General features: G+C 40.7%; 8 protein-coding genes. 4 read left to right on the forward strand and 4 right to left on the reverse strand.

Annotated features, from left to right (window positions below):
- Window positions 1-447 precede the first annotated feature (447 nt).
- Window positions 448-3,039 carry a bifunctional aconitate hydratase 2/2-methylisocitrate dehydratase gene (gene acnB / locus FGD67_RS13810; RefSeq protein ID WP_257171711.1) on the forward strand — a complete coding sequence of 864 codons (2,592 nt, stop codon included), beginning with the start codon at window positions 448-450 and terminating at the stop codon, window positions 3,037-3,039.
- Between the two features lie 150 nt (window positions 3,040-3,189).
- Here the strand turns inward: acnB and FGD67_RS13815 are convergent, their stop codons facing one another.
- From FGD67_RS13815 to FGD67_RS13830, 4 genes are all read right to left on the reverse strand, one after another.
- The gene (locus FGD67_RS13815; RefSeq protein WP_257171712.1) at window positions 3,190-4,335 is read right to left on the reverse strand and encodes an ABC transporter permease; all 1,146 of its coding nucleotides are present in this window, start codon (window positions 4,333-4,335) and stop codon (window positions 3,190-3,192) included.
- Window positions 4,332-5,288, reverse strand: a complete 957-nt coding sequence (locus FGD67_RS13820) for an ABC transporter ATP-binding protein (RefSeq protein ID WP_257171713.1) — start codon at window positions 5,286-5,288, stop codon at window positions 4,332-4,334. The genes FGD67_RS13815 and FGD67_RS13820 overlap by 4 nt, the downstream gene beginning before the upstream one ends.
- A complete protein-coding gene (locus FGD67_RS13825) occupies window positions 5,288-6,256 on the reverse strand; it encodes an HlyD family secretion protein (RefSeq protein WP_257171714.1) in 969 nt (322 codons plus the stop codon). The genes FGD67_RS13820 and FGD67_RS13825 overlap by 1 nt, the downstream gene beginning before the upstream one ends.
- 236 nt (window positions 6,257-6,492) lie before the next feature.
- Window positions 6,493-7,281 (reverse strand): hypothetical protein, encoded by a 789-nt coding sequence (locus FGD67_RS13830; protein WP_257171715.1) that lies wholly within the window; start codon window positions 7,279-7,281, stop codon window positions 6,493-6,495.
- A 415-nt stretch (window positions 7,282-7,696) separates the two neighbouring features.
- Between FGD67_RS13830 and FGD67_RS13835 the strand changes: the two genes are divergently transcribed.
- The 3 genes from FGD67_RS13835 (at window position 7,697) to FGD67_RS13845 (ending at window position 12,621) form a co-directional block, all read left to right on the forward strand.
- Window positions 7,697-8,077, forward strand: a complete 381-nt coding sequence (locus FGD67_RS13835) for a YacL family protein (protein WP_257171716.1) — start codon at window positions 7,697-7,699, stop codon at window positions 8,075-8,077.
- A gap of 117 nt (window positions 8,078-8,194) precedes the next feature.
- Window positions 8,195-9,469 (forward strand): efflux RND transporter periplasmic adaptor subunit, encoded by a 1,275-nt coding sequence (locus FGD67_RS13840; protein ID WP_257171717.1) that lies wholly within the window; start codon window positions 8,195-8,197, stop codon window positions 9,467-9,469.
- Window positions 9,466-12,621, forward strand: coding sequence for an efflux RND transporter permease subunit (locus tag FGD67_RS13845; protein ID WP_257171718.1), 3,156 nt, complete (start codon window positions 9,466-9,468; stop codon window positions 12,619-12,621). Before FGD67_RS13840 ends, FGD67_RS13845 begins: the two co-directional genes overlap by 4 nt.
- Window positions 12,622-12,760: the final 139 nt, after the last annotated feature.

The following is a 12,760-nucleotide window of genomic DNA, read 5'->3' on the forward strand; positions in this document are numbered from 1 at the left end:
GGGACAAATTTTGGCGCTATTTTACCTGATTTTTTAACGACTATGAATCATTTGATAAAATAAACACTATTCATGGTGGTTATACCGGATAGAAGCTTTAGTTATGTTGATTATACTTTTCAATAATCTTCGCTTATATGCTTAAGCTGTTTATGCCAAACAAGCAGCTTAAACATAAACTTGCTGATTCGCTCTAATCATTTAGTCGTAGATGCAGTCCTCGTAAGAATCGCACATTATTGATTTAAAAGAATTATAAGTAACATTCATAGTAAGGATACAGTTGATGATTACCGCTGTAGTTCAATTAATGTACATGTTGTCGTATAATCGTAGTGAAAATTTTTTTAATCTTAGATACTTAACAAACTTAATTCGCGCCAACCTAATCAGGGCGGCTAAATAAAAGAATTAAGGTTAGCTATCCTTACCACAGAGGTGAACACCGTGCTTCAAGATTATCGTAAACATAGAGACGAACGCGCTGCTGAAGGTATTGTGCCAAAACCATTAGATGCTGAACAAACTGCAGCTTTGGTTGAATTAATTAAAGCACCACCAGCAGGTGAAGAAGAATTTTTAATTGATTTATTAACCAATCGTGTGCCTGCCGGCGTTGATGATGCCGCTTATGTAAAAGCCGGGTTTTTAGCGGCAGTCACCAAAGGTGAAACATCTTCGCCCATTTTATCACCAGAGCAAGCAACGAAATTACTGGGCACTATGCTAGGTGGTTACAATATTCAACCGATGATCGAACTTTTAGATAACGACACGCTATCTGCTGCTGCCGCTGAAGGTTTGTCACATACTTTACTGATGTTCGATGCTTTCCATGATGTGCAAGAAAAAGCCCAAGCCGGTAATACTGCAGCTAAGCAAGTATTGCAATCTTGGGCTGATGCCGAGTGGTTTACCGCAAAAGAGAAAGTCGCGACAAAAATTACCGTTAAAGTATTTAAAGTAAGCGGTGAAACTAATACTGATGATTTATCACCAGCGCCAGATGCTTGGTCACGTCCTGATATTCCTTTACACGCAAAAGCTATGCTTAAAATTGAGCGTGAGGGTATTACACCGGATGAAGATGGTGTTGTTGGCCCGATTAAGCAACTTGAAGCGTTACAAAAAGATGGCATTCCATTGGCTTATGTTGGTGATGTTGTTGGTACCGGCTCTTCACGTAAGTCTGCCACTAACTCAGTGCTTTGGTTTATGGGGGATGATATTCCTTGCATTCCTAACAAACGTAGTGGTGGTGTCTGTTTAGGCGGTAAAATTGCGCCTATTTTTTACAATACCATGGAAGATTCAGGCGCATTACCGATTGAATTAGATGTGCAAAAAATGCATATGGGTGATGTTATCGACATCTATCCATATGAAGGTGTTGTTAAAAGTGCGACCGGTGAAGTTATCGCTGAATTTAAACTCAGCCCAGTGTTATTAGATGAAGTTCGTGCTGGTGGTCGTATTCCATTGATTATTGGTCGAGGTTTAACGACCAGAGCTTGTGAAGCTTTAGGTTTACCTATGCCAGACTTGTTTGCTCAGCAAGCGCCAGTAACATCTTCAACTAAAGGTTTTACCTTAGCCCAGAAGATGGTCGGTAAGGCTTGTGGTGTTGATGGCGTTCGTGCTGGTCAATACTGTGAACCTAAAATGACCACCGTTGGCTCGCAAGATACCACCGGCCCTATGACACGAGATGAATTAAAAGATCTCGCTTGTTTAGGTTTTTCAGCTGATTTAACCATGCAGTCTTTCTGCCATACTTCTGCTTATCCTAAGCCGGTTGATGTCGTGACGCATCATACCTTACCAGATTTTATGATGGATCGTGGTGGTGTCTCACTGCGCCCAGGTGATGGTGTTATTCACTCATGGTTAAACCGTATGTTATTACCTGATACGGTTGGCACTGGTGGTGATTCACATACCCGTTTCCCGCTAGGTATTTCATTTCCTGCCGGCTCTGGTTTGGTCGCCTTTGCTGCCGCAACCGGTGTGATGCCGCTTGATATGCCTGAGTCAGTATTGGTACGTTTTAAAGGTGAAATGCAACCGGGTATCACCTTACGTGACTTAGTGCATGCTATTCCCTATTACGGCATTAAAAATGGTTTGTTAACGGTTGAAAAGGCGGGGAAAATTAATGAGTTCTCTGGCCGTGTATTAGAAATTGAAGGTTTGAAAGGCTTAACCGTTGAACAAGCATTTGAATTATCAGATGCTTCAGCTGAACGTTCAGCTGGCGGTTGTTCAATCAAGCTTGAAGAATCAGCTGTTGCTGAATATTTAAACTCCAACATTGTGATGTTGAAGTGGATGATCAGTGAAGGCTATGGTGATGTGCGAACGATTACGCGTCGTATCAAAGGTATGGAGGCATGGTTAGCTGAGCCATCATTGATGGCCGCCGACCCTGACGCTGAATACGCGCATATTATCGAGATAGATTTAGCTGATATTAAAGAGCCAATTGTTTGTTGTCCAAACGATCCTGATGATGCAAAGCTGCTGTCAGAAGTTGCCGGCACTGCAATTGATGAAGTCTTCATTGGTTCATGTATGACCAATATTGGTCACTTCCGCGCTGCGGGTAAATTGATTGAAAACTTTGGCAAAATTTTACCCACACGTTTATGGGTTGCACCACCAACGAAAATGGATAGAGATCAATTAACGGCTGAAGGTTATTACAGTATTTATGGCAAGGCAGGGGCTCGTATTGAAACGCCGGGTTGTTCATTGTGTATGGGTAATCAAGCGCGTGTTGAAGAAAAGTCTACTGTGCTGTCAACCTCAACACGTAACTTCCCTAACCGTTTAGGTAATGGCGCGAATGTATACTTAACCTCAGCTGAGTTAGCGGGTGTTGGTGCTATCTTAGGTAAGTTACCGTCAGTTGATGAGTACATGATGTATGCGTCGAAAATTAATGCAACAGCAGCTGATACTTATCGTTACTTGAACTTTCACACTATGGATAGTTATACCAAGAAAGCTGAGACGGTAATTTTACAAGTAGAAGCTTAACTTGCAGTCTTGCTGCTGATTTATAGCACACTAGAGCGTAGGTTTTGGTGTGTTATTGAGCTATGTATTGGCTTAATGAAAATAACTATAAACGTCGGTTGGTTTTTAAATCAATCGGCGTTTTTGTATTTTATTTCAATTGTTATAAAACTAATCGAGAGACTTTTTAAAGCGCAAGGCCGCAACCATCAAGCCTAGTAAGGTGAAGCCGATTAACCATACCATGTCAAACGTCATATCAACTACGGCTACATCACGTAAAACAACGCCACGCACCAGTCGAATAAAATGAGTTGCCGGTAAACCTTCTGCGATGTACTGCGCTATTTCCGGCATACCTTCGTAAGGAAACATAAAGCCGGATAATAATATCGACGGAAGTAATATAAATACCGTCATTTGCATTGATTGTAATTGGTTTTTCGCTAACGTAGATATTACTAAACCTAGTACTAAACTTGCAGAAATAAACAGTAGGGTTGCGAAAGTTAATTGCCATAAACCGCCATTAATTGGCGCGTTAAAAAAGAAATATCCCAAGCCTAAAATAATGATGACTTGAATGGCGCCAATAAATATATACGGAAAAATTTTACCTATCATCAGTTCAAGTGCAGCTAAAGGCGTGGTAATTAATAGTTCCATATTGCCACGCTCTCGCTCGCGAACAATAGCGGCTGAGGTAAACATGATCATGGTCATCGTGAGAATAATGCCGACCAGCCCAGGGACAATATTGACCACACTACGTTGCTCGGGATTATACAGTAAAGTCACTTCAAAGGTTGGTACATTACGGTTAACCGGTTTGTCTAATAATTCAGCTAAGGGCATATTGCGTAAACTTTTTATGCTAGCTGCAATCGCAGTATCAGAGCCATCGACTAACCATTGCGCAATCGGGCGGCTAGTTTCTTCATCGCTGGCTGGCGGTAAGCCAAAACCGACAGTAGCGTGGCGCACTAGACGTTGGCTAACATCTTTTGGAATGATCAGCACAGCGCGAACATCACCACGGTCAATAGCGGCTTGCGCTTGCGGTAACGAGGTATAATGATGGGTAAAATTAACGATACTAGTTGCTGAAATGGTTTGTTGTAACACCCGACTCAATGCGGTTTGGCTCTGATCGACGATACCAACCGGAATATGGCGAATATTGGTATTAATGGCAAAGGCAAAAAGTAGCAATTGCACTAAAGGGATCATGATCACCATCCCAAAAGTCATTCTGTCGCGTCTAAGTTGAATTAACTCTTTTATAACAATGGCTTGAATTCTTAATAAGGATTTCATGCCTTCACCTTATTTGTCTCTGCTGGCAAAATAGTATGACTGCCTGTTGATAAGACAAAAACATCTTCAAGACTCGCTCGAACTAAGTGCATTGCTGTGTGGCTCGGCATAATATGGCTTTGGTTTAGAAAGTCGATAGGATCGGTAATCGATTTATTGACCAACACGCGCAAATGAGCCCCCAGTTGTGAGGCCGATACCACTTCGGGTAAAGCAATTAACTGCTGTTTTAATTGTCTAAGATTATCGGTTGATACTTCAATAACATTCGCCGGCATGTTGGCCATTAATTGTGCGGGCGAATCATCAGCGCGCTTAATACCATTCTCTAAAATAGCTAATTTATGACAGCGTTCAGCCTCGTCCATGTAATGTGTTGAAACTAAAATCGTCATGCCTTGATCACAGAGATCAAAGAGTTGCTCCCAAAATTCACGACGATTTTCAGGATCGACCGCCGAGGTTGGCTCATCTAAAAACAATAATTTAGGTTGATGCATTACCGCACAAGCCAATGCTAAACGTTGTTTTTGTCCGCCACTTAAACTGCCAGCCAATTGCTTTTTAAGCTTTGATAATTGGTAAATACTGACCAGTTCATCGAGGCGAGCTTTTTGCTCTTTTGGGCTTAAGCCGTAAATACGAGCAATAAACTGCATGTTTTCGGTGATGGTTAAATCATCATAAAGCGAAAATTTTTGGGTCATATAACCTATTTGTCTGCGCAAGCGTTCCGCATCTTCAGGTAAATTAAGTCCTAAGACGTTTACGCTGCCGCTACTCGGTTTGAGCAAACCGGTGAATAAGCGAATAGCGGTGGTTTTTCCTGAGCCATTGGGGCCAAGAAAACCATAAATGCGCTGTTTTTCTACCTGCAAATTTAATGACGATACGGCGGTCGTTGCGGCAAATTTTCGGGTTAAATTGCGGGCATCAATGGCGAATTCAGTCATTAGCGTTCACTTAGGCCAGTTACCAGTGGTAAAACGACTTGGGCGGGAATGCCGCTAGGTAAATCGCTAGTATTGTCAGGCAACATTATTTCGGCTAAATACATTAAGTTAGCACGCTCAGCTTGGTTAAGCGCATAATAAGGCGTGAACGCCGGCTCGGTAGCTATCCAGCGCACCTTACCGAGAATAGGCTTAGCTAAACCGTCAACATGCACAGCTAATGGGTCACCGACTTTGATATGAACCCGGTAAGGCCCAGGAATATAAACACGGGCAAAAGGCGCTTTACCCGCTAGCACAATAGCTACAGGACTACCGGCAGTAACTCGTTCTCCTAAATTCCACGGTAAGTTATCTAAAATGCCATCACGCTTTGCCGTAATGGTCAAATTACTGAGCTTTTTTTCTTCACTGCTTAGCATGGCAATATTGCTTGCCAAAACCGCTTCAGCAATGGCTAAATCTTCAATCCGTGTACCATTAATCAGTTGTAATAATTGCTCTTGAGTACTGCTCAGTGTTGCTAAATTTTCATCCCGACTTGCGATGGCGTCATCAAGAGCGGCTTGGCTGGTTAAATTAGCTTTTATTAAACTTTTTGCTCGAGTGTAATTTGCCATACTTTTTGCCAGTGCTGCTTTAGCGCCTGCTACATTGGCTTTTGCAGCTGCTACCTCTTCTGCTCGGGCACCATTGTGTGCTTTGGTTAAGGTTGCTTGCGCCTGTTGTACTTGCGCTCTCGCTTTGGCAACCGATGCTTTTTGTAAGTCATCATCAAGCTTTACCAATACCATGCCTTTAGTGACCTTACTGCCGGCTGCTATGGGTAAGTCGGTGATCACTTCACTGACGGTTGCTGTGTGTGCAATACGATCACGCTCTAAGGTGCCTAACGCAACATTTTCTTGCTCGTGGCTACAGCCGACAAAAAGTAACAATATAAAGCTGATTAATATTTTATTAAGCATGATAAATTTCTTCCTGAAAATGCCGCTAAATTAGCCTATAGCTCAAGTTTACGCTTAAGGGCTACAAGTTCAAGGTAACGGTTAGAAAATGGCGATAAAATAGTGCTTATATCAATATGAGTGCGTTTAAATTATTCTTGTTTCGCTCAGGTTTTATCATTAGCCTGAGTAGCTAAGTTACGACGTTAGGGAGAATGAAAAGGAAATTTATGCAATATTAAGCAACTGAATAGTAATTACTTCTTACCCATTTTAGTGTTTATTTTCTTCATATGTTCACGAAAATTTTTATCAAACTTAGACTCGCCACAGGCAAAAAATTGCGTAGATGAACCTTCGCTTAAGCCATAAACACTCAAGTCTTGTGTGATAGAGCATCGGCCATCTTCACCTTTAGTGATTGCTATGCCCGCGGCCATGTTTTTAGTACGATTTTCTCGCGCTTTTTCTTCATCTTTTAATGGTATTGAATGTGGTACTGACTCTACGGTTTTATTAAACACAGAGGGCGGTTGGTATTTTTGATAAGGGTTATCTGTGTTGATAGCCGCATTATTATTTAACTTACTACGTAATCTTTGTAATTGCGTAAAACTATCAAGTTTGCGATCAACAGGCTTGGGCGTGGGGGGCGGCATTGGTACTGCTAAATCAATCGGCGGAAGTGTAATATCTTGCGAAGAAGAATCATAGGATTCGGAGGCTTCTCGTGGTGCCGTTTTTAAGCCGTTTTTATCAAGCTGTGGATTGTCATTTTCTGTTGCTGTAACTCCTGTATTATTTGTTTGCTGCTCTTGTTGGTTTTTTGGCGTCACCGGCTCTTTGATTATTGTCGGCTCTTCACTTTCGTTTAATGGGGCTTTAGTGATTTTAGGTGCATAATAGATATAGCTTTTAATTGCTGTATTTTTAGATATAGGTTGTATAGTTATTTGCTTAGTTGAGCGGGTTAAGAGTAGCAGAGCTAGGATTAAGCCATGAATAATAAACGAGAATAAAACCGCTGCGTAAGTCCCTTTGTTCACTAAAAAATATAACCAGAAAAGTAATAGAATAATCTATAGACGTATTGGCGCGCAGGAAGTTCAATAGCAGTTTATCAGTTGCTTTTATTTTCAATGTTTTTATCAGCAAAAAACAACAAGCTGAAAATTTATACCACTTTATTCTACTTTTATTTACGATTGAGGTAACAGTATCAATCAAGGTGAGAAAGATAGTAATACCTTGAGTAATAAGGTGTTAAAAGCTAAGTTTTTGCTACAATTAAGCACAAGTAATAATAGCGCGTTTGGCTTACGTTAGAAGACAGCACTAGAGGATAGTGAGTTTGAAATTTAAGCTCAGGTTTATAAAAATTATTATTTTTTCGATTAATATGGGTTTATTTTATTTGCTCTGATTTAGGGCTTATCAACATTTTTTCATTAAGAGGTATTTATGGAATATCAGTTTATAGATGATCCAATCACCGGTGCAGCAATGGCTAAGTTTTCACTTGAACATGAAGTGATTGGTCCGTGGTTAGAAGTAGAGGTAGGGACAAGTGCCGAAAAATTGCAGCAATTGTTGTTAGCTATTTCAGATATAGAGCATGAGAAGCAAACAGAAATTACCATCACAGGTAATGAATATAGCGCGGTCTTTAATCGTGGTGATGTCACTATACAAACCAATGCTAGCATGGATGGATTAGAAGTTTTGCCTGACGGGCTTGTTGAAGAGAATATTGATTTTGATCAGCAGGACTCAGCCGCTTGTGGTAGTGAGGATCTTAGAGAAATATTATTGTCTTGGGCCAAGTTTATTCGTAAATATTAAGTCCGGTCAATGAATGTTTAAAACTTGTTAATTTATCACGCTAAGTTATTATTCTTCTTATATTATTAAATTTCGCTTAATGGTTTTATACCTTTTTTATCTTTTACTTGAGAATCAATGATGAATTCTGCTGCTAACAATAACAATAACAATAAAGAAAATAGACGTATGATCCCATTACGTTTTGTACTAACACCCATTGCTATTATTTTATTCGCTATCGTTGGTTTGATTGTATTTGCGGCATTAGCGCCTAAACCAGCAAAGAAACCGGCTATCATTAAAGCGCCGCTGGTTGAAGTTCAGGCTATTGAGCGACAAGATGTGCGTTTTACTATTGCTAGCCAAGGTAGTGTTTTACCTCGCACACAAACCAATCTAGTTTCAGAAGTTTCTGGGCAAATCACCTCAGTAAACGAGAAGTTTAATGTCGGTGGATTTTTCAAAAAAGGTGAAGTGTTACTGAGTATTGATGACATCAGTTATCAAGTGTCACTATTGCAAGCGCAGTCTCGCTTAGATGCCGCTAAGTCGGTATTAATTGAAGAGCAAGCGAGAAAAGACCAAGCAGAAGACGAATGGATGCTATCAGGTAAAACTTTATCTGAAGCGCCAATCTTGGCTTTACGTTTACCACAGTTACAAAAAGCGCAGGCTGATATCAAGGCAGCAAAAGCCGATGTTACTGACGCAGAAGTTAAACTTACTCGTACTAAAATCGTTGCACCGTACGACGCTATAGTGAAAGAAAAGCAAGTCGATATCGGCCAATATGTGACGACAGGGGCAGTGTTAGCGAAAACTTTTGCCGTAGATTATGCCGAAGTAAGACTGCCGATCAAACAGCGGGACGTTGATTTTTTAAATTTACCTAAAATAAATCAAAAGCAAAATAAGCTCTCAAAAGTCGATATTCATTACCAACTGTCGGGTGTCGAACATACTTGGGCGGCAAACTTAACCCGTTATGAAGGTGAAGTCGATAGTCGAAGCCGAGTGCACTATGTGATTGCCCAAGTTGATGACCCGTACAGTGTTTTATCATCTAGCGACCACCAAGAGTTGCGCATGGGCACGTTTGTTAATGCCAATATTTCAGGGAAAGTCGTTAATGATATTGTCACTATTCCTCGTGATGCTTTACGTGGCGCAAATAAAATTTATCTTGTCGATAGCGAGAACCGATTACATATTCAAGAGATTAAAGTCCTGCGTAACGATGTCGATTATGTTTATAGCTATGATAAATTTAGTGCAGGGCTTCGTTTAGTTATGACGCAAATGGAAGCACCAGTTGAGGGGATGGCTTTACGTATTGTCGGTGAGCCAGAAGAGATGCCAGCAGCAGAAGATCTTGATGATATCGCTAATGCTCAAGGTGATGACTCATGAGCGAGTTCTCTGAAACTGAGCAAGAAAACACACACACCGGCATTATTGCGTGGTTTGCTCACAATAGTGTGGCAGCAAATTTACTGATGGTATTTATTTTAGTGTCAGGCTACTTCTCTTATCAGGGCATTAATAAAAAGATGTTTCCTGAATTTAATGCCAATAGTATTCAGGTTGTAGTGCCTCATTTAGGCGCAGCACCAGAAGAGGTTGAGCAATCAGTTATCCTTAAAGTTGAAGAGTCACTGGAGGATATCGAAGGGATAAAACGCATTACGGCAAAGGCTAGCGAAGGCATCGGTGTTGTCACTATCGAGCTACAGTCAGGCTATTCAATGTCGGAAAAACTTGATGAAGTACAAATGCAAGTTGACGCGATCACGACCTTTCCAGAACAAGCCGAAAAACCCATTGTCACTAAACAAGAGTTTAAAGGTCAGGTGATGTGGCTGTCGGTCAGTGGCTCCATGGACCGACGTGCTAGACAGGTAATGGCACAAAATATTCGTGATGAAATTATGGCCTTACCTAGTGTTAATAGTGCCGAACTGGTCGGTAATCGTGATTATGAGATCAGTATTGAAGTGTCTGAAGAAAAACTACAGCAATACCAGCTGACCTTCGATGAAATTACGCTAGCGATTCGTAGTTCTTCGATAGATATGCCTGGCGGTACGATAAAAACTCGCGGTGGTGACATTTTACTGCGTGCTGAAGGCCAAGCTTATACAGGCCATGAATATGGTGATTTAGTCTTACGCACTGATGTTGATGGTACACGCCTAGTGTTAGCCGATATCGCTAATATTAAGGACAGTTTTGTTGAGCAAGAAGATTTTGCCACTTTCGATGATGAAAACACCTCAAGTATTATGGTGCAATCAACCGGCGATCAAAATGATTTAGAAATTGCCGCTCAGGTTCGAGGCTACGTAGATGAAAAAAATCAGCAATTGCCTCAAGGGGCAAAGTTAACCGTTTGGGGCGATAGTTCATATTACCTTTCTGAGCGCCTAGACATGATGATTGACAACATGTTGATGGGGGCATTTTTAGTCTTTATTGTTCTCGCCTTGTTTTTAAGAATAAAAATCGCTTTTTGGGTGATGTTAGGTATTCCGATTAGCTTTTTTGGTGCGTTATTAATGATGCCATTATTAGGTGAATGGTCAGTATCAATTAATATGCTGAGCTTGTTTGCCTTTATTATGGTGTTAGGTATTGTGGTTGATGATGCGATTGTCATTGGTGAAAGTGCTTATGCTGAAATTGAAAAATACGGTCACTCTCGCGACAATATTATTCGTGGTACAATGCGAGTTGCTATGCCCGCAACCTTTGGTGTTTTAACCACCATAGCCGCTTTTACGCCTTTATTGTTCATTGATGCCACTTTTGCCGCCTTCTTTCGCTCTATTTCTATCGTTGTAAGCTTTTGCTTAGTGTTTTCATTGATTGAGTCAAAGTGGATATTACCTGCCCATTTAGCGCATATGAAGTATGTACCGTTAACCGCAGATAAAGCCAATATTCTTGAACGCTTTCAAATGCGTTTTAAAGATAGATTAGAAAACTTTATTCATTCAATCTACAAACCGCTGCTTGAAAAAGCATTAATTGCCCGTTACAACACCATGGCGATATTTGTCGCGATTTTAATTTTATCTATTAGTCTTATTGTGGGCGCATTTGTCAAATTAGAAGTATTTCCTAATATTCCAAGCGACTTTATTCAAGGTAATATTACTATGGTGGACGGCTCTGCTGCACATCAACGCAATAAAGCCATAGCCAGAGTGGAACAGGCGGTTAAAACGATTGCTGAAGAGAATAAGTATGAAGGTGTTAGCTTTATTAAGCATAAAATGGTCTTTACCAATGGTAATACCAGTGCCAGTGTCTTGTTAGAGTTAGTCAAACCGGATCAACGTGAGCTTGATGCCTACGAAATAGAGAAGCTGTGGCGTGATGAAATTGGCGAAATTCCCGGCAGCAAAGAATTACGATTTTTTGCTGGCACTAATGCTGGCGGCGGTGCCGCTATTGAGTTTCAGCTAACCGGGCAAAATGATACTGAGCTCGAAGCCGCAGCAGAGGCTATTCAAGCGCAGTTAAATAGCTATGATGGGGTTTACGATGTCCGTCATTCGTTTAGTCGTGGCAGTCAAGAAATTAAACTCAGCATTAAACCTGAAGCAGAGGTACTAGGTTTAACGTTGTCGAGCTTAGCTAAGCAAGTCAGGCAAGCTTTTTATGGTGATGAAGCGCAGCGTATTCAGCGTGGACGCGATGAATTGAAAGTGATGGTGCGTTATCCTGAAGCTGACCGTTTATCGGTATCTGATTTAGAAGAAATGTGGATCAGAACTGCCAGTGGTGAACAAGTACCATTTTATCAAGTGGCTAATATCGCAATTGGCCAAGGCTTCTCTACCATTACCCGTATTAATCAAAAGCGTTCAATTACTATTTCTGCTGATATTGACAGTGAAAAGGTTGAATCAAGAAAAGTTGTTACGGAAATGAATGATGACTACATACCAGAAATTTTAGCAGATTATCCTAGTGTCAATTATGGTATTGAAGGAGCCAGTAAGGATCAAGCTGATTTCTTATCGCAACTTGGCTTTGCTGCGATAGGGGCTTTGTTTTTGATTTATGGCTTAATTGCCATTCCGACTAAGTCATATAGTCAGCCTTTGGTTATTATGTCGGTTATTCCCTTTGGTATTATTGGTGCCATTATTGGCCATTGGTTGCTTGGCCGTACGATTAATATGATGTCGATGTTTGGCTTTATTGCTTTAACGGGGGTTGTGGTAAACGACAGCTTGATTATGGTCGACTTTATTAATAAAGCTAAAGGCTCAGGCATGCGCATGTTCGACATTGTCAGTCAGGCCGGTACACAAAGATTCAGAGCGATATTACTGACGTCTCTGACCACGTTTTTTGGTATTTTTCCATTATATTTTGAACAAAGTTTGCAAGCGCAATTTATTATACCGATGGCAATATCATTAGGCTTTGGTATTGTTTTCGCTACGGTTATCACGCTGTTTTTAATTCCAGCGCTCTATTTAATTAAAGAAGATATCGCCAACCTATTTCGTAAGGGACAAAGCTTAGATGCCGAAACAAAACCTTATTAATATAGTGAAAAGTTTTCTAGATATAGGGATTTAACGACAATATAGATTGGTTTAAGTTAACCGTAGTACCAGCTGTATGTTATCAATTTTATAACATACAGCTTAGCTTGTTATGAGCTTAATAACTTTCTCATTGCTT

This window comes from Colwellia sp. M166, from assembly GCF_024585285.1.
Taxonomy (GTDB): Bacteria; Pseudomonadota; Gammaproteobacteria; order Enterobacterales; family Alteromonadaceae; genus Cognaticolwellia.